The organism is Litoreibacter arenae DSM 19593 (assembly GCF_000442275.2).
GTDB classification, from domain to species: Bacteria; Pseudomonadota; Alphaproteobacteria; order Rhodobacterales; family Rhodobacteraceae; genus Litoreibacter; species Litoreibacter arenae.
The window spans coordinates 253,697-277,328 of record NZ_KE557312.1 but is presented as its reverse complement, the minus strand read 5'-3'; the positions used below and the strand labels follow the sequence as shown (position 1 = coordinate 277,328).

Here is a 23,632-nt window from a genome sequence, read left to right as displayed (position 1 = left end):
CGACGCAGCGCGTAGTCTTTTCGTCATGACCTACGAAATTTTCACCGCTCTCGTCATCTTCGCGTTCGTGTCCTCCATCACGCCGGGGCCGAACAACCTGATGCTGATGGCGTCGGGTGCAAATTTCGGATTCCGGCGTAGCGTGCCGCATATGCTTGGGATCAGCATCGGCTTTATGCTGATGGTTTTTTTGGTCGGAATCGGACTGGTGCAGGTCTTCGAGCTTTATCCTATCAGCCACACGATCCTGAAAGTGGCGTCAGCCGCATATATGTCTTGGCTCGCTTGGAAAATCGCCAATGCCGCGCCCCCGAAGCAGGGAGAGGCCGGCGGCACGCCGATGACGTTCCTGCAAGCCGCCGCCTTCCAGTGGGTCAACCCGAAGGCGTGGGCGATGGCGCTCACTGCCGTCACCGTCTACGCGCCGACGCAATCGGTTGCGGCCGTGGCGCTTGTCGCGGTGATCTTCGGGGCCGTAAATGGCCCGTCCGTGTCGACATGGACCGTGCTGGGCCAGCAGATGCGTCGTATCCTGACAAATCCGACGCGATTGCGGGTCTTCAACTGGGTGATGGCAACGCTGCTGATCGCGTCACTTTATCCGATACTGGCACCGGCCTAGAACGGCACATCGCCCGCGCTGTCGGCGGCAACAAGGAACTTGCCCACAACCTTCTTGTCACCCGCCTTGTCGAAGGACACGTCGAGCTTGTCGCCTTCCACGGCCATGATCTCACCATAGCCAAATTTCTGATGAAACACCCTGTCACCCACGGTGAATGACGACACCGCTTGCGCGTCGATCACCATGTTCTTGCTTTCGCGTGGCTGGGACATGCCGCGGCTGGACTGGCGCTCTTGCAGCCGTCGCCAGCCCGGCGAGTTGTAGACATTGGCTTTCGCCGCCGCGACGTGCAGATCGCTTTCCGCCATTGCCTGCAAATCGGGCGAGGCCTGGTTCATCATGGAGCCTTGGTGTCCGTATAAACCCGGAGGCGTCAGCACCTCCACATGCTCCTCGGGCAATTCGTCGATGAAACGTGACGGCAGCGCGTTTTGCCATTGGCCGTAGACGCGGCGGTTGCCTGCGAAGGAAATCGTGCACAGCTCTTCCGCGCGGGTGATGCCCACATAGGCAAGGCGGCGCTCCTCTTCCAATCCCTTGAGGCCGGATTCGTCCATGGAGCGTTGCGACGGGAATAACCCGTCTTCCCATCCCGGCAGGAACACGGCAGGAAATTCCAAGCCCTTGGCTGCGTGGAGCGTCATGATTGAGACCTTTTCCGTCGCGTCCTCGCTGTCATTGTCCATGACGAGCGCGATGTGCTCCAAGAACCCTTGCAGGTTCTCGAACTGCTCCAGCGCTTTGACCAGTTCCTTGAGGTTGTCGAGCCGTCCGGGGGCTTCCGGCGTCTTGTCATTTTGCCACATTTCGGTGTAGCCGGACTCCTCCAGCGCCATCTCGGCCACCTCAATATGCGACATATCCCCGATCCGCGCCGCTGATCCCCAACGGTCCAGACCATCGAGCAGTTTGGCAAGCTCCTTAGCGCCCTTTCCGCCAAGTCCCTTGGTCTCCAGCAGCAGCCGCGCGCCGTCCACCAGCGACACGCCATTACTGCGGGCCATGACCTGGATTTTCTGGACCGCCTTATCGCCAAGCCCGCGTTTGGGCGTGTTCACGATCCGCTCGAAGGCAAGATCATCGGCCGGACTGGTAATCAGCCGGAAATACGCCATCGCGTCGCGGATTTCTAAACGCTCGTAGAAGCGCGGGCCGCCGATGACGCGGTATGGCAAGCCAATGGTCAGGAACCGGTCCTCAAAGCTGCGCATCTGGTGTGAGGCGCGCACAAGGATCGCCATTTGATCGAGACTGATGGGTTTCATCCCGCGCGTGCCGCGTTGCATCGACTCGATCTCGTCGCCGATCCAGCGGGCCTCTTCCTCGCCGTCCCAATGGCCGATCAGACGGACCTTTTCGCCGCCCTTGGCTTCGGTAAACAGCGTCTTGCCTAACCTGCCCTTGTTGCCTGCAATCACGCCAGAGGCGGCACCAAGGATATGCTCGGTCGAGCGGTAGTTTTGTTCCAATTTGACAATTTTTGCGCCCTCGAAGTCCTTTTCGAAGCGTAAAATGTTGCCTACCTCCGCGCCGCGCCAGCCATAAATCGACTGGTCGTCGTCGCCGACACAGCAGATATTCTTGTGCGAGGCGGCCAGCAGTCGCAGCCACATATACTGGGCGACGTTCGTATCCTGATACTCGTCCACCAAGATGTAGCGGAACCAGCGTTGGTATTGTTGCAGCACGTCCGGGTGGTTCTGAAAGATCGTTACCATGTGCAGCAGCAGGTCGCCGAAGTCGCAGGCATTCAGCGTGCGCAGGCGGTCTTGGTATTGGGCGTAGAGCTTGCCGCCGAGGTTATTATACGCCGCAGCTTCCGAAGCGGGCAGCGCGTCCGGCGTCCAAGCACGGTTTTTCCAGCTGTCGATCAGCCCCGCCAGCATCCGCGCAGGCCAGCGTTTGTCGTCGACGCCTTCGGCCACGATCAACTGTTTCAGCAGCCGGATTTGGTCATCCGTGTCCAGAATGGTGAAGTTCGACTTCAACCCCACCAGTTCGGCATGTCGCCGCAATTGCTTGACGCAGATGGAGTGGAACGTGCCGAGCCATGGGACGCCCTCAACCGCCTCGCCCAACAATGCACCGACGCGATTCTTCATCTCCCGCGCGGCCTTGTTGGTAAAAGTCACCGCCAGCACTTCATTGGGCCGTGCGCGACCTGTCGTCAGCAGATGAGCGATACGGGCGGTCAGAGCCTTGGTCTTACCGGTACCCGCCCCCGCAAGCATCAGGACGGGGCCGTCCAACGTCTCCACCGCCTCGCGTTGCGCGGGGTTCAGTCCGTCCAGATACGGGGCCGCACGTGCGCCCATTGCCGCGCCCATGGCGCGTTGCGACAACGGGAGGCTCGCGGCCTCAAAGGCGTCTTCGTCGTTGAAACTGCTCATGACGCGCAAGATAGCGTGAACCGGTCCGCTAGAAAAGGGCTGTTCTCATTTCGTTCCGTCACCTTTGTTCGGTGCGCCAATTGGGATGTATCCAAGGCTCCGAGTTGTCGGCGGGGAGCGGATCGCGTCCAAGGATGTGGTCTGCGGCTTTCTCGCCCACCATTATGGACGGCGCGTTGAGGTTGCCATTGGTGATGCGCGGAAAGATCGAGCTGTCGGCGAGGCGCAGGCCATCCACCCCGATCACGCGGCATTCCGGATCGACCACCGCCATCGCGTCATTGCTGCGCCCCATTCGGGCGGTCCCGCAAGGGTGATAGGCGCTTTCGGCGTGCTCGGCGATGAAGGCGTCGAGTTGCGCATCCGTCTGCACTTCCGCGCCGGGCTGGATTTCGTGGCGGGTATAGGCGGCGAATGCGTCTTGCCCGAATATCTCCCGCGTCAGACGGATACAGGTGCGGAACTCGTCCCAATCGTCGGGGTGCGACATGTAGTTGAACTCGATCTTCGGTGCGTCGTCAGGATCGGCTGACCGCAAGGTGACCTGCCCCCGCGATTTGGAGCGCATCGGCCCGACATGGGCTTGATAGCCGTGACCCTCCGCCGCTGCCTGACCGTCGTAGCGCACGGCGATGGGGAGGAAATGAAACTGGATGTCGGGATAGCGCACGCCCGCCTTGGAGCGGATGAACCCGCCGGATTCAAACTGGTTTGACGCGCCGAGGCCCAGTTTTGCCAGCAGCCATTGCGTGCCGACCCAGCCTTTGCCCGGGATGTTCCAGTAGCGGTAGAGGCTGACCGGCTTGGAGGCGGCCATTTGCAGGTAGAGTTCCAGATGGTCTTGCAGGTTCTGTCCGACGCCCGGACGATCGGCGACGACCTCAATTCCGTGTTCGGCCAAGTGCTTTGCCGGACCAATGCCCGACAGCATCAGCAGTTTTGGGGAGTTGATCGACGAAGCGGTCAGGATGACCTCCTTGCGGGCCTCGATCACCTCGGTTTTGCCGCCACGCTTGACCTCGACACCGGTGGCGCGCCCGTCAGAAATGACAATCTTTTGCGCCAGTGCTTGAACGAGCGTGCAATTCTCGCGCTTCAACGCGGGACGCAAGTAGGCGTTCGCCGCCGACCAGCGACGCCCGTTCTTGATCGTGGCGTCGAACGGCCCGACACCTTCTTGCTGCTTGCCGTTGTAGTCCGGTGTGACCTGATAGCCTGCTTGCCGCCCCGCCTCGATAAAGGCTTTGGTCAGCGGGTTTCGACCGGGGCCGCGCGATACATGCAGCGGCCCGTCTTTGCCGCGCCAGTCGGGGTCGCCTCCGCGCCCCCCGTCGGACCAGTTTTCCATGCGCTTGTAGTAGGGCAGCACGTCGGCATAGGACCACCCATCCGCCCCTTGCTCCGCCCAATGGTCGAAGTCGCAAGCGTGGCCACGCACGTACACCATCCCGTTGATTGAAGACGAGCCGCCGACGACCTTGCCGCGCGGGGTCACCAATTGGCGATTGTTCAGGTGCGGCTCCGGCTCGGAGCGGTAGCCCCAATCGTAGCGTGACATATTCATGGGGTAGCTCAGCGCGCCGGGCATCTGGATGAACGGCCCCCAATCGGTGCCGCCGTGCTCGATCACCAACACCGATTTACCGGCCTCCGCCAGACGGTAGGCAATGGCGCAGCCGGCCGAACCAGCGCCCACGATAACGTAATCTGCCTGCATTTTAGAATTGAGCCTCGACGGGTGTCATAGCGACGTAGACGGTCTTCACCTCGGAATAGTGATTGATCGCCTCTTTCGAGTTCTCCCGCCCGACACCGGAGGCCTTCGTGCCCCCGAACGGTGCCTCCACCGGCGCGAGGTTATAGGTGTTGATGTAGCACGTCCCTGCCTCGAACCCCGCGACTACGCGGTGCGCACGGGTCAGATCGTTGGTGAACACACCCGCAGCAAGGCCAAATTCTGTGTCGTTGGCGCGCGCCATGACCTCTTCCTCTGTGTCGAAGTCGAACACGGCCATGACGGGGCCGAAAATCTCTTCGCGGGCAATGGTCATGTCGTCGGTGACGTCGGCGAAAACCGTTGGCTCCACGAAATAGCCCTCACGGTCGGCCATCTTGCCACCTGCGACCAGCGTTGCGCCTTCCTCGGTGCCTTTGTTGATGTAGCCCAAGACGATGTTCATCTGATCGGCGGAGACCATGGGACCAAAATTTGTCGCCTCGTCCATCGGATCGCCCATGACCGCGCCCGAAAGCCGCTCTTTCAGACGAGCCAAGAACGCCTGCTTGATCCCCTTTTGCACGAAGACCCGCGTGCCGTTGGAGCACACCTGACCTGACGAATAGAAATTGCCAAGGATCGCGCCGGAGACCGCATTATCAATATCCGCGTCGTCGAAGACGATGAGCGGGGATTTTCCGCCCAACTCCATCGTGACGTGCTTCATCCGCTCGGCGGCGGCGGCGTAGACCTTCCGGCCTGTCGGCACAGAACCCGTCAGCGAAACCTTCGCGACGCGCGGGTCCGTCACCAGCGACGCGCCAACGGCACCACGGCCTTGGATCACATTGTAGACGCCAGCGGGCAAGCCCGCCTCGTGCAGGATCTCGGCCACCTTGAGGGCGCAGAGCGGCGTCGTCTCGGATGGCTTGAACACCATGGAGTTGCCACAAGCCAGCGCAGGTGCGCCTTTCCAGCAGGCGATTTGCGTCGGGTAGTTCCACGCGCCAATTCCAACGCACACCCCCAACGGTTCGCGGATGGTGTAGACCCAGTCCTGGCCCAGCTGTATATGCTCACCTGTCAGAGTAGCTGCGAGGCCGCCGAAATACTCAAGCGCATCGGCCCCCGAGGTAGCGTCGGCCACCAGGGTTTCCTGCAAGGGCTTGCCGGTGTCCAGCGTTTCGAGTTCCGACAACTCGCGATTGCGCTCGCGCATGATGTCTGCCGCACGGCGCAGGATGCGTCCCCGCTCGGTGCCTGTCATCGCGGCCCAGATTTTCTGCCCTGCCTTGGCGGCGCTCAGGGCTTGGTCCACGATTGACGGCGTGGCCTCGTGCAGCGTGGCAATCACCTTGCCGGTTGCAGGGTAGACGCATTCGATCAGAGCGCCTTCGGTGTCTTCGACATAGGCGCCGTTGATGAAATGGCTGGCGGTAGGTTGTGCGTTTCGCATGGGGATAAACGGCTCCGGTCTAGTGATTATTCGCCTCGTGGAAAGCGTTGGCTTTCCTCAAGGGTGTTCAGGTCCATATGATTGCGCATGTAGCGCTCTGAGGCTTTTTGCAGCGGCTGGTAGTCCCACGGGTAGTAGCCGCCCTTGCGCAGGGCCTCGTACACCACCCAGCGACCCGCTTGACTATGGCGGACGGCGGCGTCGTAGGCGTCCAGATCCCACCGGGCCTCGGCCTTGGCTTGAAGCGAGGACAACGTGCCAGCGTGAGCGGGGTCACTCGCCAGATCGGTCAACTCGTGCGGATCGGCATCGAGGTCGAACAGCTGGTCGGGATCAAGCGCACAGCGGTTGAACTTCCACTTCCCATAGCGCAGAGATACCAGCGGCGCGTAGCTGGCCTCGGCGGCGTATTCCATGGCAACCGGCGCATCACGGCCCTCGCCATTGCCCAAGGGGACGACCGACTGGCCGTCGGTCCATGGCATAACCTCCGACATATCCACACCCGCCAGATCGCAAAGCGTCGGGCAGATGTCGATATTGGAGACAGGATCAGTGACCAGACCCGGCGTCATGTCGGGCGAGGCCACCATCAACGGCACGCGCGACGAGCCCTCGTAGAAGCTCATCTTGAACCACAACCCCCGCTCCCCCAGCATGTCGCCATGGTCGGACACGAACAGGATCGTGGCATCCTGACGGGTGGCCTCCAGCGCCTCCATCACCTCGCCGATCTTGTCGTCCAGATAGGAGATGTTGGCGAAGTAAGCGCGGCGGGCGCGGCGGATGTGGTCTTCGGTGATGTTGTAGTTATCGCGGTCGTTGGCATCCAGAATACGCTTGGAATGGGCGTCCTGATCCTCATATGGGATCGGGCCGACCTCCGGCATCAGATGTGCGCAATCCTCATACAGGTCCCAGTATTTCTTTCGCGCTACATAGGGGTCATGCGGATGGGTGAAGCTCGCCAAAAGACACCAAGGGCGGCTGTCATTGCCGCGAGCCAGATCGTAGATCTTGCGGGTCGCGTGGTAGGCGACCTCGTCGTCATATTCCATCTGGTTGCTGATCTCGGCCACTCCGGCCCCCGTGACAGAGCCCATGTTGTGATACCACCACTCGATCCGCTCGCCGGGTTTGCGGTAGTCTGGCGTCCAGCCGAAATCGGCGGGGTAGATGTCGGTCGTCAGGCGTTCTTCAAAGCCGTGCAACTGATCCGGCCCGACAAAGTGCATCTTGCCCGACAGGCAGGTCTGGTAGCCCGCGCGACGCAAGTGGTGTGCGAAGGTCGGAATGGCGGAGGAAAACTCCGCCGCATTGTCATAGACGCCGGTTCTGGAAGGCAACTGCCCCGACATGAAGCTCGCCCGCCCCGGTGCGCAGAGGGGGGACGCGGTGTAGGCGTTCTTGAAGCGGGTAGATCGCGCAGCCAGTCGCTTGAGGTTGGGCGCATGCAGCCAGTCGGCGGGGCCGTCGGGGAAGAATGTGCCGTTCAACTGATCGACCATGAAGATCAGGAAATTGGGCTGGGTCATCTTTCGTCCTCAAGATGGGGGGCGGTGAATGCGAGGATCGCGGATGCAGGATCGTTGGTTTTTACCGCACCAAGCGCCGCGCGAATATAAAGCCCGTCAATCAGGGCCGCGATGGTGTCGGCAAGCGCTTCCGGCTCACGCGCTATCGGGCGCAGCGTGTGGATCAAATTTGACCGCAGGCGATGCTGATACACCCGCAATAGGCGCATGGCGTCAGGGCTGCTGTGGGCCTTTACGTAGAAGTTAAGCCAAGCGCTGATAACTTCGGGATCAAAGCATGACTGAGCGAAGCTCGCCTCGACAAGCGCCGTCAAGCGGTCGCGTGGGGTGTCTGCCATGCTTAGACGGCTGCGCACTTCAACTGCAAAACCGGCAAGGATATGGCGCATGGCGGCAAGGAAAATCTGGTCCTTGTTGCCGAAATAATGATGCGCCAAAGCCGAGGACATGCCCGCACGTTTCGAAATCGCACTGACTGTCACGTCAAGCGACCCCGCCGCGCCGATTTCGGCTATCGCGGCGGTGACAAGCGCCTCGCGGCGTATGGGTTCCATTCCAAGCTTGGGCATGGGCCACAATTGTCGGTTTTTAATTGACGCGTCAATCAATAAACATGTGTCGTCCCCTCGGAACCATGCGTGGCCGCGTCACGTTGAACACGAAGGAGATTGGCAACGTGTCTGAAAGCGTTATCGACATCATCGACGAGCTTGAGGAAATGGATGATGGCCGTACCGTAGGCGACGTCGTCGAGCGACTTGAACATCGCGGCACTGCGCCCTTTCTGATCGTTCCGCCATTGATCGAGCTATCGCCCATAGGCAGCGTGCCCGGGGTGCCGACTGTGTTGGCCATGTTCGCCGCCTTGTTCGCGGCTCAAATCGTGCTCGGGCGTTCGCATCTGTGGATTCCGGACGTCATCGCACGCCGATCCGTTCCTGACGACAAGACGGAGAAAACGCTCAAGGCGATGCGGCCCTACGCGAAATGGGTGGACGACAAGCTGTCCGGCAAACGCTTTCACCTTTTGGTGGAAGAGCCCGCGCGACGTGTTGCTGCGACGGTGGTACTCGGGCTTTGCATGGTGGTGCCGCCGATGGAGGTCATCCCGTGGGCGTCCTCGCTGCCGATGAGCGCGATCTTGTGTATCGGGCTTGCGTTGTTGTTCCAAAACGGCGTGCTGATGCTGTTCGCGGGTGCTTTCAGCGTCGCAGCACTCTATGGCGTTTTCAGTTTGCTGACCTAGACTTTGGTCGCGGGAACCGGTGGGGTGGTCGCACGTTTCAGCATCGCCTCGCGCCATGTAATGAAGCTGACAGCGGCTAGAATGATCAATCCGCCAAAAATGACCCAGCCGTCGATCCCCTCATCGAAGACGAATGCGCCCAGAAGAACCGCCCAGAACAACTGCAAAAAGGTGACCGGTTGTGTCACCGTGACCGGCGCGGCCTGAAAGGCCAAGGTCATCGTGTAGTGGCCGGTGGTGGCAAAGCAGGCCAGCACGAACATCCAGCCAAGCTGCGCCAGCGTTGGCGTCACCCAGACCATCGCAGCCAGCGGTGCCAACCCAATGGTGACTGTGATCGAGAGCATACCGACAACGACAGCGGGGCTGACCTCATCCGCCATAACCTTGGCTGTCAGATAAGAGCCTGCGAACATGACGGCTGTCACAAGCATGGCAAGGTGGCCAGGGGACAACTCGCGAAATCCCGGACGCAAGATCACCATGGCACCAACAAGCGCGAAAACGATCGCCATGATCCTGCGCAGGGCCAGCTTTTCGCCCAAGAAAAACGCGGCCCCTATCGTGACATAGACCGGCGCCAGGTAATTCATGGCAGTTACCTCCGCGATGGAGATTTTGGTCATGGCAAAGAACCATAGCGCGACACCGATCGTGTGCATCGCACCCCGAAGCCCAAACAGCCTGAGCGCCCGCGCGCTCAGCTTGGCTCGCCGGATCGGGCCGATCATGGGGATGAGAAACACCAGACCAAGCAGATAGCGCAGAAACGCGGCCTGCGCTGCGGGCAGATCGTCACCGACATATTTCACGATGGCTGTGACCGCGACGAACATCACGCCGGTCACCAGCATCCAGAGAACGCCCGCGACGGGCCTGTTTTGCGATTGCGCCATATGGGCCACCTGACCCTTTGGCGCGGTCATGTGCAAGGGCTATCCGTTGATGAGCAAGCTCGCCGCAATTGTCCACATGGTTGCCCCGACAAGGGCATCCAGCACCCGCCATGCTTTGGGACGGGCAAACAGCGGGGCCAGAAGCCGTGCGCCGAAACCAAGCACGATGAAAAACGCGAAGGAGCCAAGCACCGCCCCTGCCCCGAACACGGCACGGTCTTCTCCGTATTGCGCGGCGATGGAGCCTAGCAGGATCACCGTGTCCAGATACACATGCGGATTGAGCCATGTCAGCGCCAACAGGGTCACTGCCACCTTGCGCCAGTCACTGCGGGCACGGCCCTCAACGGTCAGCGCGTCGGTGCTGGTCAGCGCGGACTTGAAAGATATGGCCCCGTAGACCAGCAAGAACGCCGCTCCACCGTAGCGCATGATTGGCCCCAGCCACGGCATCTGCGCGCTAAGGATGCCAAAGCTGGTCACGCCCAGCGTAATGAGCACTGCATCCGAGACCGCGCAGATAGAGACGCACAATATGACATGCTCGCGCCGCAACCCTTGCCGCAAAACAAACGCGTTCTGCGCGCCGATTGCCATGATCAGCGTGAAACTGAGGACGAGACCAGAGAGAAAGACGGGCATGTTCAGGACCTTGGAGAGAGGAATGGCTGCTACCTACGCACGCAACCCGAAATAAACTAGCTAATATTTCTAAAGTATGATTAGCGTTTCTTATGTATGATTATAGCCAGTTGGAAGCGCTCAGCGCGGTGATACGCACCGGCAGCTTTGATGCGGCCGCCGCCCAGATTGGTGTGACGCAATCCGCCGTGTCTCAGCGGATCAAGCAGCTGGAAGAACGCGTCGGCACGGTATTGGTCAAACGCGGCCAGCCGTGCTCCGGAACAGAGGCAGGCAGGCGGTTGGCAACCCACGCAGATCAGGTGCGGCTGATGGAAAAGGCCTTGGATTTCGGCCTTGGCTCGCCCTTGGAGCCTACTCCCGTGCGAATTGCCGTCAATGCCGACAGCCTTGCCACATGGCTTTTGCCCGCCTTGGCGGAACATCCGGATTTTCTCTACGACCTGATCATCGACGATCAGGATCACAGCGCCGACTGGTTGCGGGCGGGCGAAGTTGCGGCGGCGGTCACCGGCCATCCCGGACCCGTACAAGGCTGCGACAGCTATAGTTTGGGGGCCATGCGCTATTTCGCTACGGCCTCACCTGAATTCATGGCGCACCACATGCCCGACGGCCCGACACCGGAAGCATTTGAGCGCGCGCCGTCGATGACGTTCAATGACAAGGACCGGTTGCAGTCCGACTGGGCCAAGGCCGTCGCAGGTCGCCCCGTTACCCTTCCGAAACACCGGCTGGCCTCCTCCCATGCCTTCGTCGAGGCGGCCTGTCTCGGCATAGGTTGGGGGATGAATCCCGAAAGCCTGAGCCGGAAAGAGCTGGCCTCTGGCAGTTTGGTGCAGGTTGCGCCGGACGCCCCGCTCGATGTGCCGCTCTACTGGCAGGTGTCGCGACTGACGGCGGAGCCGCTGTTGCCGCTCACGCGGTCGGTTATGCGGCATGCCCGATCCATGCTGATCCAAGAGGCGGAATAGAGAAAGGGCGCAGCCGTAAGCCGCGCCCCATGTATGAGGTGTCTCTAAAGTTGACTCAGAGCTGGCTCATGACCTCGTCGCTGGCCTCGAAATTGGCCGTGACGGTCTGGACGTCGTCGTCGTCCTCCAACGCATCAATCAGCTTCATCAGCTTGGTCATGCCTTCCAGATCCAGCTCCGTCGTCGTGGTCGGCTGCCAGATGAGTTTGGTCGACTCCGACTCGCCCAACTCCGCTTCCAGCGCAGTTGCCACCGCGTTCAGGTCGGTGTCGGCGCAAATGATGATGTGCCCGTCCTCGGTGCTTTCGCAATCTTCGGCACCCGCCTCAATTGCCGCCATCATCACGGTGTCCGCGTCGCCCACCGAGGCGGGATATATCACCTGCCCCTTGCGGTCGAACATGAAGCCTACAGAGCCCGTCTCGCCCAGATTGCCGCCATTCTTCGTGAAGGTGGAGCGCACGGTAGACGCGGTGCGGTTCTTGTTGTCGGTCATCGTCTCGACGATGACAGCCACACCCCCGGGGCCGTAGCCCTCGTAGCGGATCTCATCGTAATTCTCGGCGTCGCCGCCTTGCGACTTCTTGATCGCGCGGTCGATCACGTCCTTTGGAACCGATTGCGACTTGGCCTCCTTCACCGCCAGACGCAGGCGCGGGTTCTTGTCGGGGTCGGGGTCGCCCATTTTCGCAGCAACGGTGATTTCCTTGGCAAGTTTCGAGAACAGCTTGGAGCGCAGCTTATCCTGACGCCCCTTACGGTGTTGAATGTTTGCCCATTTCGAGTGGCCGGCCACGGGTCTCTCCCATTAAATGCGGTATCGGCCCGCTTTTATTCAAGCGTCATGCAATCCGCAAGATGCCGCCGCGCATTCCCCGCTTCCGGCCTGCGCCAAAGGCCGGTAGACATGGCGAATGACACAAGATCAAATCATCCTCTTCTCGCTTTTCGGCTTCGTCTTCGCTTTGTTGTTGTGGGGCCGCTGGCGCTACGACCTTGTCGCCTTCTCCGCACTCATGGCCGGTGTGGTGCTGGGCGTCGTGGAGCCGGCACAGGCCTTCGAGGGCTTCGGGCATCCCGCAACGCTTGTGGTGGCCCTGGTGCTGGTAGTCTCGGCCGGGCTGGTACGCTCCGGCGCGGTGTTCCTGATCACGCGGACTTTGGTGGACAGCACCCGCTCCCTCGGCGCGCATATCGCGATCATGGGGGCGATTGGCGGCGTGTTGTCGGCATTCATGAACAACGTCGCGGCATTGGGCCTGCTGATGCCCGTCGACATCCAGACCGCCCGCAAGGCGGGGCGTGCGCCAAGCCTGTCGCTGATGCCTTTGTCCTTCGCCACCATTCTGGGCGGCATGGCGACGCTGATCGGCACACCACCCAACATCATCATCGCCTCCATCCGCGGGGATATACTGGGCGAGCCGTTCAAAATGTTCGACTTCGCCCCTGTGGGCGTTGTGACGGCATTGGCCGGTTTGATCTTCGTTGCAGCTATCGGCTGGCGGCTGATCCCGCAAGTTGACCAAGACGGCAAGCAGTCCAATCCAATGGATGAATTTGCCGACTACATCGCCGAACTGACGGTGCCCGAAGAGTCCAAGCTGATCGGCAAACGTCTTGGCGAGTTGCGGGAAGACGCCGACAAGGCGGACGTCGCAATCCTTGGTTTGGTGAGAAACGGCAAGCGGCGCTACGGCACGGCGCAGAATACGAGGTTGCAGACCGGCGATACGCTCGTGCTGGAAGCGACCCCCGATGCGCTGGATGAATTCCGCACCACGCTATCGCTGGACTTTACGGACGCCAAACGCGAAGAGCGCCTGCGCGCGGATGGCGATGGCCTCAAGGTGATAGAGGTTGTGGTCGCTGAGCAGAGCCGTATCAACGGCAAGACAGCCCAGAGTATCGGATTGTCATGGCGACAGCGCTCGGTCCTGTTGGGCATCTCCCGACGCGGCAAGACAATCAAGGAAGAGGTGCGCAAAACCGTTGTCGAGCCCGGCGACATACTGTTGCTGCTGGTTCCACAAGACCACGCGAATGACGTCACAGAATGGCTGGGTGTTCTGCCACTGGCAGCGCGCGGTCTGGCTGTCACCCAAGACAAAAAGACGTGGATGGCCATCGGCATCTTCGCCGCAGCGGTCGCGGCGGCGTCGGTCGGTCTGACCTATCTGCCTGTCGCATTGGGCATTGTCGTGGTGGCCTACGTGCTGGCCCGCATCGTGCCGCTGTCCGAACTATACTCCCATATCGAATGGCCGGTCGTGGTGCTGCTCGGCTCGATGATCCCGCTGGGCGCGGCGCTACAAACCTCTGGCGGGACCGAATTGATTGCGGGGGCCTTGGTGGGGCTAACCGATGGCATGCCCGCTTGGGCTGTGCTGTCGATCTTGATGGTGGTCACCATGACGTTGTCCGATGTGCTCAACAACACGGCCACCGCCATAGTCGCGGCCCCGGTGGGGATCACCATGGCCCAGACATTGGGAGTGAACCCCGACCCCTTCCTGATGGCGGTCGCGGTCGCCGCGTCCTGCGCCTTCCTGACGCCGATCGGCCACAAGAACAACACGCTGATCCTTGGTCCGGGCGGCTATAGCTTCGGGGATTACTGGCGTATGGGCTTGCCGCTGGAGATATTGGTCGTCGCCGTCTCTATCCCGGCAATCCTGACGTTCTGGCCGCTTTAGGTTGGCCTAGAACCCTGCGCCGCTCTCGAAACGGTAGGATTGACCGCTCGGGTCGGTGATCGTCACAACCGCAAGCGGGCGGAATGGCACCGTCGTGTCATCCACGATCACAGGAGCCATCACCTCCTCCAACAGCACGCGACCGGGCAAGGTGCCTGCGGCCAGGACCACCTCGTAGGTGTAAGGATACGGACACTCCACCAGCGTTCCTGTCCAGCCATTCGCAATTCCCGCAGCGCCCGCGGCACCAAGGCATTGCGTTGCATCATCCATGGCCACCAGAACGGCGTCGGCCTCCAACTCGACCGACACGGGGCGTGTCAGGCGTTCGGGTGGCAGCACTGGAGCCTCAAACGGCTCCCCTCGATCAAAGATGGTATCGCGCAGGAATCCGCAGCCCGAAACCGAGAAGGCGGTGACGGCGATAAGGCTAAAGGTGACGGCGCGCATTTGACCTCCGGCGGGTTGGTTATCCACAGCTTACAACTTACCCTTCGCAGGTTAAATCCCGGAAAACCTCACAAAACCGGATAATTGCACCTGCCGTCGCTTTATATCTGTAGTGGCCAAATCATCGGAATGACGAAAGATGCAAGCAGGCCAATCGACAGGTTCAGCGGAATTCCGACGCGCATGAAGTCCGTAAAGCGATAGCCGCCGGGGCCGTAAACCAGCATGTTCGTTTGGTAGCCAATGGGCGTGGCGAAGCTGGCAGACGCGGCCATCATCACCGCCACCACAAGGGGGCGCGGATCAAGCCCCATCGCAGATGCCAACCCGATGGCAATCGGCGTCACAACCACGGCCACCGCGTTGTTCGACACAAGTTCGGTCAGCACGGATGTCAGAAGGTAGATGCCCCAAATCACGAAGAACGGCGGCAGGTTCATCATCCAAGGTGCCAGTGCTTCCACGATGAGCGTCACTGCGCCAGATGCCTCAAGCGCCGCGCCGATGGCCAGCATCGCGAAAATAAGCGCCAGCAGACTGCCATCGACATGCGAGAATGCCTCGTCTGCATCAATGCATCGGGTCAACAGCACAACCGCAACAGCCAGTATCGACAGCAGGAAAATCGGCGCGACACCGAAACCGGCCAACGCGACCAGCGCCAGCAGCGCAGCAATCGCAATCGGCGCGTGCGAGCGGCGATATGCTCGGGCGGAAGGATGCGACACGTCCACCAGTTCCATATCGTTGGCGAGGCGCGAGATGTCCTCCTGCGCGCCTTCCAACAGCAACGTGTCGCCGACCCGAACGATCAGCTCATCCAGCTGGCGACCTATATTCTGGTTTCTGCGATGCACCGCCAGTGGGTACACACCGTAACGGCGACGAAGGCGCATGGAGCCCAGAGAGCGGCCCACCATCTTGCATCCCGGTGTGATCAGCACTTCCACCGTGGAGGTCTCGACGGCCGACAACTGGTCAACCCGCTTCAGTTCCTTGTTGTTTTGCAGCGACAGAAGTTCCGTCATCTCGGTGCGCAGCACCACGCGATCGCCGGTTTGCAGCGTGACGTTTTGCAGGTTACGACGAAGCGATCTGTCCCCGCGCACCACGTCGACCAGCCGCACGCCTTCGCGCTTGAACAACTGCACGTCGAGAACGTCCCGACCGATCAGGTTGCTTTCCGGCGGGATGGCGGCCTCTGTAAAGAACTTCATCTTCGAGCGGTCCGACAGCATCATCGCCATGCTGTCCCGATCCGGCAGCAGGCGCGGCGCGATAAACCGCAAGTAGATCATCCCCCACGCGACCAATACGATCCCCAAGGGCGTGATCTCGAAAATGGTGAAGGGTGCCAAGCCATTGCTGCGTGCTACACCGTCGACGAGCAAGTTGGTCGAGGTGCCGATAAGCGTCAGCGTGCCGCCCAATATCGCAGCATAGGACAAGGGTATAAGCAGTTTTGATGCCGATACGCCCAAGGTCCGCGACAGCTGCACGAAGACCGGGATCATGACGACAACGACAGGTGTGTTGGAAACGATTGCCGACGAAATGACCACAAAGGCGAACATTCCAGCCAGGGCCAGAGCGGGACGCCGCGCCGCGTTGCGGTCGGCTACCTGCGTAAACCACTCCAGCGCGCCCGTTCGCACCAGCGAGCCCATGATGATGAACATCGCCGCAATGGTCCAGGGAGCAGGGTTCGACAAAACGGACAGCGCGGCATCGTAGGGTAGGACGCCTGTTGCGAGCAACACTGATGCGCCTGCAATGGCTACGACCTCGGTCGGGTAGGTCTCCCGCACGAACAGAATGAACATGCCCAGAACGACCAGCAGGGCAAGAACAGCGCGCGTATTTTGGGAAAGGTCGAGAAGCTCCATCAGGTCTCCAAAGAAGTCAGGATCGGCAGGTATACCGGGCCGCACAGACGCAAGACCGTCGAGCAGTATAGCGAACGGCACCAAAACCCAAAGCGAATAGCGTATCGAGCGGGCATGTTAGGGCAATCAAACGACGCTCATCCCTGCAAGGGACCGCATTGAGACAGACGTCCGCCCTGACGCACTGGCTCGATACGGGTTGCGGCACCCGTGCGGTCGTCGGTCTCGACATAGACGCCTGATAGGGTCGCCTCCTCCATGGCCGGCGAAAACCGCCCTTTCACCATTCCGGTTACAAAACGGCGCATCGGCTCGGCTTTCTCCATTCCGATAACGGAGTGATAGTCGCCGCACATGCCCGCATCAGACAAGTATGCGCATCCGCCCGGCAATATCATCGCGTCAGCGGTGGGGACATGGGTGTGCGTTCCGACGCAAACGCTTGCCCGCCCGTCGCACCAGTGGCCCATCGCCATTTTCTCGGAGGTCGCCTCACAATGCACATCCACAAGCGACGCCTGCACCATACCGCCACGCGGGTGGGCCTTCAGGATTTGTTCCAGCTTACCAAACGGGTCCTCGAACGGGCGCTTCATGAACACCTGCCCGAGAACCTGAGTGACGAGTATCTTACGACCCCGCCCCGCATCAAAGATGCCGTGCCCGCGCCCCGGCGCGTCCTTGGCGAAGTTGAGCGGCCTGATAATGCGCGGCTCCGTCTCGATGAATTGCAACATGTCACGCTGGTCGAAGGCGTGATCCCCAAGCGTCAGGCAGTCCGCGCCCGCATCCAAAAGTGTCTTGGCGTGGGCACCGGTTAAGCCAGCGCCGGAGCTGGCGTTCTCCCCGTTTACAACCACAAAATCCAGTTTCCAGTCGGCGCGCAGTTTGGCAAGCCGCTCGACAACGGCCGCACGCCCGGCGCGCCCCATCACATCACCTAGAAACAGAATCTTCATATAGCAGACCTAGGGCGGTTGTCCTGCGGCTGCAACACGCCCTCGTCCGTCACGATCAGATCAAGAGGTTGATCTGTGGCCTCAAGCGGCAAATCCTGTGTCTCCTGAGCTGCGAACGCGTAGCCTATCGCTATGACTTCGCGTGTTTTTCGCAACTGCTCCAGCGTGCGGTCGTAGAAGCCGCCACCGTATCCAAGGCGGCCACCTGCGCGGTCGAACGCAAGCAGTGGCACGATCAACACTTGCGGCACGACCACGTCCGCCTTGGCGGGAACAAATGTGCCGAAGCCGCCATCGACCATCTCGCACCCCGGCTCCCAGCGGTGAAACTCCAAAGGCTGTCCTTTGCCCTTGATGACGGGCACGCAAACCGGCCCCCACGCGGCCATCGCAGCCATGACGGGCACGGGATCAATCTCGGTGCGAATAGGCAGGAAGCCGGACAATGGTCGGCCTTTGTGAGGGAGAACCGCTTTCAAAAGATGCTCCGCCGCCGCCGCGTCCCGCTGGGGCGTTTTAACTGCCTCTCGGCGCGCGAACGCCGCTTTGCGGGCAAGGGTTTTAACTTCGGTCAGATCACTCATGACAGTGTTGTTGCCCTGCTCTCGCCCTCTTGGCAAGAGCCGCATTCCGTGCCTAACGTAGAGACATGAACCTTCTCAGACTGGATCACCTCGCCCTTGCGGCAGAAACACTCGAAGCTGGTGCCGCGTTGGTCGAGGACGTCCTCGGCGTCGAGCTTGCCACGCGCGGCGAGCATCCGCAGATGGGCACCCACAACAAACTCTTGTCGCTGGGACCAGAGGTATATTTTGAAGTCATCACGATCAATCCGGACGCCCCTGCGCCAGACAGGCCGCGTTGGTTCAACCTCGACAATTTCACCGGCCCGCCGCGCCTGACGAACTGGATTTTGGCGACCGACGACCTTGATGCGGCTCTGGCAGCTTTGCCAAGCGGGTTTGGCGAACCCGTTGACTTGCAGCGGGGCTATTTCCGCTGGACAATGGCGATCCCCGATGACGGTGTTCTGCCTTGGGACGGCTGGGCGCCAGCATTGATCCAGTGGCACGGCCCAATGCACCCTGCGGCATCGCTGCCGGATCAAGGAGTCAGGTTGGGCTCGCTGGTTCTACAACACCCGCAAGCGGAGGAAATGGCGGCGGCTCTAGCACCGCTTCTGCCGCGCGACACCTTGTTGTTTGAAACATCTGCGACGCCGAGCCTTTCAGCCAGTTTCGACACCCCGCAAGGACGGCGCGTCCTGACATGACGGTGATACGTCCCGTCCGCAGCGAAGACGTGGCGAGCATTGCAGGTATCCTTAATCCGATCATATCAGACACCACAATTACCTTCACACCTACGCCGCTTAGCGAAGCGGACTTGCTCAAAGCATTGTCGGAGAATGAGCGCCAAGAGCGGCCCTATCTGATCGCAGATCGCGACGGATCAGTCGTCGGCTACGCGAAACTCGGCCCCTTCCGGTCGGGCGCGGGCTATGCACGTACCGCTGAAATCACGGTCCATGTCGCGCCCGAATGGCATGGTCGGGGTATTGGCCGTGCCTTGGTCGAAGCTTTGGTGGCACAAGCGCGAGCCACAGGTGTGCATAGCTTGATCGCAGGCGTATCGGCAGAAAACGCCAACGCCATAAAATTTCACGAAAAACTCGGCTTTGCACATGTCGGCCTGATCCCTGAGGCGGGTTATAAATTTGACCGTTACATTGACCTTGTGCTGATGCAGAAATTTGTCTGACAAGCTGAACCGGCTGGTTTAGTATTGACCGCATGTCAGTCTGGACTCGCATATCCAACGCACTCGCTGCACTGGCCGCAGGCGAAGGCCTGTCGGCGGTGTTCGAGCGCCTGCGCACCCCGCCCGAACGCCGTGTAGGCTTCACAATCGCCGTTATCGCTCTCGGTGCAAAAATGGCAAAGGCGGACGGGCGCGTAACCCGTGACGAGGTTGCCGCTTTCCGCGAGGTCTTCTCCATCCCCGCAGAGGATGAAGCGCACGCGGCAAGGCTCTTCAATCTGGCGCGTCAGGACGTTGCGGGGTTCGACGATTACGCGCGCAAGATCGCAGCGCTGTTCGACGACAACCACGCAACGCTCTATGACTTGATGGAAGGCCTGTTCCACATCGCGGTGGCGGACGGCAACTACCACCCGCTGGAGGACGATTTCCTTCTGGCCGTCGCCAGAATTTTCAAGATCACCGACGCGGAGTTCCGGTGCTTGCGGGCGCGTTTCGTACCGGACGCGGCCCCGGACCCCTATGCCGTGCTGGATGCGTCACCGGAAATGGCGCTGGAAGACATTCGCAAGCAATGGCGTAAACTCGTCAAGGACAGCCACCCCGACATCATGGCCGCGCGCGGCGTGCCGCGCGAAGCGGTGAGGATGGCCGAAAAGCGCCTGATCCGCATAAATGCCGCGTGGGAAGAAATTCTGGCCGAGCGAGAACCCGTCGCGTGAGAATCGCAACCTACAACGTCGAATGGTTCAGCTACCTTTTCGACGACCGCAACGAATTGGTCCATGATGACAGTTGGTCGTCCCGCCACAATGTCACGAAAGCGATGCAGGCCCAGGCTTTGGGGCTGATTTTTCAAGCCATAGACGCAGATGCTATCATGGTGATCGAGGCGCCGGACAGCTCTCCAACGCGGTCCGGCCGCGTGGCGCTTGAAAACTTTGCCGAGCATTTCGGTTTGCGCACAACCGCCGCTCTCGTCGGCTTTGCAAACGAGACCCAGCAAGAGATCGCGTTGCTTTATGATCCGGCAATCGTAAGTGCCCGCCATGATCCCGGACATTCCGACACCGCCCCACGGTTCGACAGCACCTTTCGCATGGATCTCGACATCGACGCCAAGATGGACGACGTGGTGTTCTCCAAGCCTCCGCTTGAAGTGGCGCTCACGACTGCTTCGGGGTTCGAGCTGCGCATGATCGGCGCGCACCTGAAGTCAAAAGCCCCCCACGGTGCTAAAGGCGATGCCGACGCGATGCGCATATCCATCGCCAACCGCCGCAAGCAACTGGCCCAGTGTATCTGGCTCCGCTCCCGCGTGGAGGAACACCTGACCGCCGGCGACCCGATCATCGTGCTGGGCGACTTCAACGACGGCCCCGGTTTGGACAGCTACGAGAAGCTCTTCGGGCGCTCCGGCGTCGAAATTGTGCTGGGCCGCTCCGGGGAGCCCGAACAGCTCTTGTTCGATCCACATGCCGAGGCAGTCATGACACAGCCGTTCGGCGCACGCCCAACGACATCGCGGTTCTACGTCCGCCCCGAGAAGCGGTATCTGAACGCCTTGCTCGACTACATCATGGTGTCGCCCGATCTCGCGGCGAAAAGCCCGAAATGGCACATTTGGCACCCGTTCGACGACCCTGAATGCTGGAACGCGCCAGAGTTACGCGACGCGCTGCTAATGGCCTCAGACCATTTTCCGGTCACACTGGATATTGATCTCTAGAAATTGAAATCCCGCTGCCCAATGTCCATATTGGTTTGATGAAACACCTGCTTGCCTGCACCATCGCCTTGATGCCTCTGACAGCTACTGCTGAGGAACGAGACCGGACATTCGGTCTTGATGAGCTTGCTCCACTTGCCGAGAACTTCCGCGATCTTTTTGAGGGGTTCACGCAAGACATGGCCCCGTTGATGAAGCAGCTTGCCGAGAAGATGTCGGACCTCAACGCCTATGAAGCGCCGGAAGTTTTGCCAAACGGCGACATAATAATCAGACGCAAGCCTGAACCCGAGAATGCCCCCGACGACGAGCCACATGCCAATCCCGACGGCAGCATTGATTTGTGAGTTTTTTGCCGAAACCGCAAAATTCCCTCTTGCAGGCCACGCCTGCCGTCGCTAAATCACCGAACACCAACGGATGCGGGCGTAGCTCAGGGGTAGAGCATAACCTTGCCAAGGTTAGGGTCGAGAGTTCGAATCTCTTCGCCCGCTCCAATTGGTTCAAGAAAAAGCCTCGGCGAATGCCGGGGCTTTTCTGGTTTTCTGGGTCAGGGTCTGCCTTTAGTCAAAGTGTTATTGGCAACAGCGCGACACTCCCCACGCGATTTTCGACGCCTACTTGGCCTGACGATCCGGCCTGCGTATAAGGCGACAAACCGTCCGAAGGAGATCCGCATGCGGACCGCAAAAATAACGCGTCGCACCGCCGAAACCGATATTTCCGTCGAGATCAATCTCGATGGCGAAGGTCGTTTCGACAACAAAACCGGCGTTGGTTTCTTTGACCACATGCTCGATCAACTTGCACGACATGCGCTGATCGACATGACAATTCGCGCCGAGGGCGATCTGCATATCGACGACCACCACACGGTCGAGGACACGGGTATCGCGCTCGGTCAGGCCTTGGCCGAAGCGCTTGGCGATAAACGGGGAATTCGCCGCTATGGCGAGTGTCACCTTGCGATGGATGACGCGCAGGTAAGATGCGCACTCGACCTGTCGGCGCGCCCGTTTCTGATCTGCAACCTCGACATTCCGACCGGCAAGATCGGCAGCTTCGACACCGAGCTGGTGCGGGAGTTCTTTCAGGCGTTCTCCACCCATGGCGGCATTACCTTGCACATTGATCGCCTGCACGGGTTCAACAGCCACCACATCGTAGAGGCTGCCTTCAAAGCCGTGGCGCGGGCGTTGCGCCAAGCGGTCGAAACCGACCCTCGCAAGGCCGATGACATTCCGTCGACCAAAGGCACGTTATGACGGCGCATCAAGTCGTGCGCGGGGAAATCAGGGCATGTTGACCGTTCTCGTCGACTACGATAGCGGCAATCTCCACTCCGCCGAGAAGGCCTTTCAGAGAATGGCGGCCGAAGTTGGCGGCGGTGCGGTTTTGGTGTCCTCCAAGCCCGACGATGTCGCGCGCGCTGACCGGATCGTACTTCCGGGCGACGGGGCATTCCCTGCGTGCCGCAACGCGCTGACCCGCGACCGTGCGTCATTGTTCGAGGCGATCGTGACCTCCGTCATCGACAAAGGTCGGCCCTTCATGGGCATCTGCGTCGGCATGCAGATGATGGCGACCTGGGGCCGCGAATACGAAGACACGCGCGGTTTTGACTGGATCGGCGGCGAAATTGCCAAGATCGAGCCGAACGACCCGTCCTTGAAAGTCCCGCATATGGGATGGAATGATCTCGTCATCGACGACGGCGTGCATCACCCTGTTCTGGACGGCGTCACCTCCGGCAACCACGCCTATTTTGTGCATTCCTACAGCTTTCGGGTCGATGATCCCGCCCACCGCCTTGCGCATGTGGACTATGGCGGCGATATCACAGCCATAGTCGGGCGCGACAACATGATCGGCACTCAGTTCCATCCGGAAAAAAGCCAGATCACGGGCCTTCGCATGATCGGCAATTTCCTGAAATGGACGCCCTGAGCCGCTACCAGTTCACCGCCAGCAGCGGGACACCGTGCGACTCGCTGTTCGCCAGAACTTGCAGCCATCCGTCAGCACCGGCCAGCGGAATGGCCATCTCCGCTGGCGCGCATCCCATCGCAAGCAGTCCGACACCTACCAAAATCAATACAAGTTTCATTGCTGTCTCCTGATACCGACCACTGTTTGGCCTACGGAAACAATCCGCCGGTGCACCTAAGATTCGGTGAATCCGCGCATAAAAAAGGCCGGGGAAGTTACCCCGGCCTTAAGATCATTCGTCAAACTTGATCTACTTGATGCGCTTCCAGGTTTGTTTCGAGCACAACAAACCGCCAGCAATACAGCCCGCCAGCTTCAGGCTGTTTCCCGCAAGGTCAATCTTGCCGATATAGACCTTGTTGTTTGACGGGCGCCACACTTTGCCTTCGTACTTGCCGCCACCAACCGGCTTCATCGAACGGACGATCTGCTTGCCGAGGTTCGGTGACTTGTATTCTCCGGTCTCGTTAAATGTGCGCGAAATGGTGCCGCAGACCGCCGCACCGCATTTCTTGATGGTGACATGCGCATAGGCACCGTCATCGACCTGTGTTTGCCAGACGCCCTCTGCCGGGTCAGCCAATGCCTGCCCTGCGAATGCGACTGCAAACACAGCCGCCAGTCTAAGTGATTTCATGATTTCCTCCCTATCCTGACAGCCATGGTGCGAAATAACGGGCG

Annotated in this window: 25 protein-coding genes and 1 tRNA gene; 12 read left to right on the top strand and 14 right to left on the bottom strand. The window is 60.4% G+C overall.

Features of this window, described 5'->3' with window-relative positions; all coding sequences use genetic code 11:
- The first annotated feature begins 25 nt into the window (after window positions 1-25).
- The gene (locus tag THALAR_RS11555) at window positions 26-622 is read left to right on the top strand and encodes a LysE family translocator (protein ID WP_040818565.1); all 597 of its coding nucleotides are present in this window, start codon (window positions 26-28) and stop codon (window positions 620-622) included.
- Here THALAR_RS11555 and THALAR_RS11550 read toward each other — a convergent pair.
- Genes THALAR_RS11550 through betI form a run of 5 tightly spaced genes read right to left on the bottom strand, consistent with a single transcriptional unit; the run spans window position 619 to window position 8,292 of the window.
- Window positions 619-3,015, bottom strand: coding sequence for an ATP-dependent helicase (locus tag THALAR_RS11550; protein ID WP_040818446.1), 2,397 nt, complete (start codon window positions 3,013-3,015; stop codon window positions 619-621). The genes THALAR_RS11555 and THALAR_RS11550 overlap by 4 nt on opposite strands.
- 58 nt (window positions 3,016-3,073) lie before the next feature.
- Window positions 3,074-4,732 carry a choline dehydrogenase gene (gene betA / locus THALAR_RS11545; RefSeq protein ID WP_021101738.1) on the bottom strand — a complete coding sequence of 553 codons (1,659 nt, stop codon included), beginning with the start codon at window positions 4,730-4,732 and terminating at the stop codon, window positions 3,074-3,076.
- 1 nt (window position 4,733) lies between these two features.
- Window positions 4,734-6,188, bottom strand: coding sequence for a betaine-aldehyde dehydrogenase (gene betB, locus THALAR_RS11540; RefSeq protein ID WP_021101737.1), 1,455 nt, complete (start codon window positions 6,186-6,188; stop codon window positions 4,734-4,736).
- Between the two features lie 26 nt (window positions 6,189-6,214).
- A complete protein-coding gene (gene betC, locus THALAR_RS11535; protein WP_021101736.1) occupies window positions 6,215-7,723 on the bottom strand; it encodes a choline-sulfatase in 1,509 nt (502 codons plus the stop codon).
- Window positions 7,720-8,292, bottom strand: coding sequence for a choline-binding transcriptional repressor BetI (gene betI, locus THALAR_RS11530; RefSeq protein WP_021101735.1), 573 nt, complete (start codon window positions 8,290-8,292; stop codon window positions 7,720-7,722). Before betI ends, betC begins: the two co-directional genes overlap by 4 nt.
- Window positions 8,293-8,399: 107 nt before the next feature.
- Here betI and THALAR_RS11525 point away from each other — a divergent pair, with 107 nt between their 5' ends.
- Window positions 8,400-8,969, top strand: coding sequence for an exopolysaccharide biosynthesis protein (locus tag THALAR_RS11525; protein WP_169788538.1), 570 nt, complete (start codon window positions 8,400-8,402; stop codon window positions 8,967-8,969).
- On the opposite strand, the gene THALAR_RS11520 is transcribed toward THALAR_RS11525, so the two are convergent.
- The gene (locus THALAR_RS11520) at window positions 8,966-9,895 is read right to left on the bottom strand and encodes a DMT family transporter (RefSeq protein ID WP_021101733.1); all 930 of its coding nucleotides are present in this window, start codon (window positions 9,893-9,895) and stop codon (window positions 8,966-8,968) included. The genes THALAR_RS11525 and THALAR_RS11520 overlap by 4 nt on opposite strands.
- A gap of 9 nt (window positions 9,896-9,904) precedes the next feature.
- Window positions 9,905-10,507 carry a LysE/ArgO family amino acid transporter gene (locus THALAR_RS11515; protein ID WP_021101732.1) on the bottom strand — a complete coding sequence of 201 codons (603 nt, stop codon included), beginning with the start codon at window positions 10,505-10,507 and terminating at the stop codon, window positions 9,905-9,907.
- A 92-nt stretch (window positions 10,508-10,599) separates the two neighbouring features.
- On the opposite strand from THALAR_RS11515, the gene THALAR_RS11510 reads away from it, so the two are divergent.
- Complete coding sequence (locus tag THALAR_RS11510) at window positions 10,600-11,481, top strand: LysR family transcriptional regulator ArgP (RefSeq protein ID WP_021101731.1); 882 nt, start codon at window positions 10,600-10,602, stop codon at window positions 11,479-11,481.
- 55 nt (window positions 11,482-11,536) lie between these two features.
- Here THALAR_RS11510 and THALAR_RS11505 read toward each other — a convergent pair whose 3' ends face one another.
- On the bottom strand, window positions 11,537-12,277 hold the full coding sequence (locus tag THALAR_RS11505) for a YebC/PmpR family DNA-binding transcriptional regulator (protein ID WP_021101730.1): 741 nt from the start codon (window positions 12,275-12,277) through the stop codon (window positions 11,537-11,539).
- Between the two features lie 118 nt (window positions 12,278-12,395).
- Between THALAR_RS11505 and THALAR_RS11500 the strand changes: the two genes are divergently transcribed.
- The gene (locus THALAR_RS11500) at window positions 12,396-14,177 is read left to right on the top strand and encodes an SLC13 family permease (protein WP_021101729.1); all 1,782 of its coding nucleotides are present in this window, start codon (window positions 12,396-12,398) and stop codon (window positions 14,175-14,177) included.
- A gap of 6 nt (window positions 14,178-14,183) precedes the next feature.
- Here the strand turns inward: THALAR_RS11500 and THALAR_RS11495 are convergent, their stop codons facing one another.
- The 4 genes from THALAR_RS11495 to THALAR_RS11480 all read right to left on the bottom strand — a co-directional run bounded on the left by THALAR_RS11495 (window position 14,184) and on the right by THALAR_RS11480 (window position 18,056).
- Complete coding sequence (locus THALAR_RS11495) at window positions 14,184-14,627, bottom strand: hypothetical protein (protein WP_021101728.1); 444 nt, start codon at window positions 14,625-14,627, stop codon at window positions 14,184-14,186.
- A 101-nt stretch (window positions 14,628-14,728) separates the two neighbouring features.
- On the bottom strand, window positions 14,729-16,513 hold the full coding sequence (locus tag THALAR_RS11490) for an SLC13 family permease (RefSeq protein WP_040818443.1): 1,785 nt from the start codon (window positions 16,511-16,513) through the stop codon (window positions 14,729-14,731).
- A 137-nt stretch (window positions 16,514-16,650) separates the two neighbouring features.
- Window positions 16,651-17,472 carry a TIGR00282 family metallophosphoesterase gene (locus tag THALAR_RS11485; RefSeq protein WP_021101726.1) on the bottom strand — a complete coding sequence of 274 codons (822 nt, stop codon included), beginning with the start codon at window positions 17,470-17,472 and terminating at the stop codon, window positions 16,651-16,653.
- Complete coding sequence (locus THALAR_RS11480; protein WP_021101725.1) at window positions 17,469-18,056, bottom strand: 5-formyltetrahydrofolate cyclo-ligase; 588 nt, start codon at window positions 18,054-18,056, stop codon at window positions 17,469-17,471. Before THALAR_RS11480 ends, THALAR_RS11485 begins: the two co-directional genes overlap by 4 nt.
- Before the next feature lie 65 nt (window positions 18,057-18,121).
- On the opposite strand from THALAR_RS11480, the gene THALAR_RS11475 reads away from it, so the two are divergent.
- From THALAR_RS11475 to hisH, 8 genes are all read left to right on the top strand, one after another.
- Window positions 18,122-18,745: a VOC family protein gene (locus THALAR_RS11475; RefSeq protein WP_021101724.1), complete on the top strand. Its 624-nt coding sequence runs from the start codon at window positions 18,122-18,124 to the stop codon at window positions 18,743-18,745.
- Entirely contained in the window at window positions 18,742-19,233 is a 492-nt protein-coding gene (locus THALAR_RS11470; RefSeq protein WP_021101723.1) for a GNAT family N-acetyltransferase, read from the top strand. The genes THALAR_RS11475 and THALAR_RS11470 overlap by 4 nt, the downstream gene beginning before the upstream one ends.
- Window positions 19,234-19,265: 32 nt before the next feature.
- Entirely contained in the window at window positions 19,266-19,955 is a 690-nt protein-coding gene (locus THALAR_RS11465; protein WP_021101722.1) for a molecular chaperone DjiA, read from the top strand.
- The gene (locus THALAR_RS11460) at window positions 19,952-20,962 is read left to right on the top strand and encodes an endonuclease/exonuclease/phosphatase family protein (RefSeq protein ID WP_021101721.1); all 1,011 of its coding nucleotides are present in this window, start codon (window positions 19,952-19,954) and stop codon (window positions 20,960-20,962) included. The genes THALAR_RS11465 and THALAR_RS11460 overlap by 4 nt, the downstream gene beginning before the upstream one ends.
- Window positions 20,963-21,000: 38 nt before the next feature.
- Window positions 21,001-21,309, top strand: coding sequence for a hypothetical protein (locus THALAR_RS11455; RefSeq protein ID WP_021101720.1), 309 nt, complete (start codon window positions 21,001-21,003; stop codon window positions 21,307-21,309).
- Window positions 21,310-21,384: 75 nt separating this feature from the next.
- Window positions 21,385-21,459, top strand: a tRNA-Gly gene (locus THALAR_RS11450).
- Window positions 21,460-21,639: 180 nt separating this feature from the next.
- Window positions 21,640-22,227, top strand: a complete 588-nt coding sequence (gene hisB, locus THALAR_RS11445) for an imidazoleglycerol-phosphate dehydratase HisB (protein ID WP_021101719.1) — start codon at window positions 21,640-21,642, stop codon at window positions 22,225-22,227.
- Between the two features lie 34 nt (window positions 22,228-22,261).
- Entirely contained in the window at window positions 22,262-22,909 is a 648-nt protein-coding gene (gene hisH, locus THALAR_RS11440; RefSeq protein WP_040818441.1) for an imidazole glycerol phosphate synthase subunit HisH, read from the top strand.
- Between the two features lie 4 nt (window positions 22,910-22,913).
- Here the strand turns inward: hisH and THALAR_RS18445 are convergent, their stop codons facing one another.
- Together THALAR_RS18445 and THALAR_RS11435 are read right to left on the bottom strand one after the other, a co-directional pair.
- Window positions 22,914-23,069 carry a hypothetical protein gene (locus THALAR_RS18445; RefSeq protein WP_021101717.1) on the bottom strand — a complete coding sequence of 52 codons (156 nt, stop codon included), beginning with the start codon at window positions 23,067-23,069 and terminating at the stop codon, window positions 22,914-22,916.
- Window positions 23,070-23,201: 132 nt separating this feature from the next.
- Window positions 23,202-23,588, bottom strand: a complete 387-nt coding sequence (locus THALAR_RS11435; RefSeq protein ID WP_021101716.1) for a DUF2147 domain-containing protein — start codon at window positions 23,586-23,588, stop codon at window positions 23,202-23,204.
- Window positions 23,589-23,632: the final 44 nt, after the last annotated feature.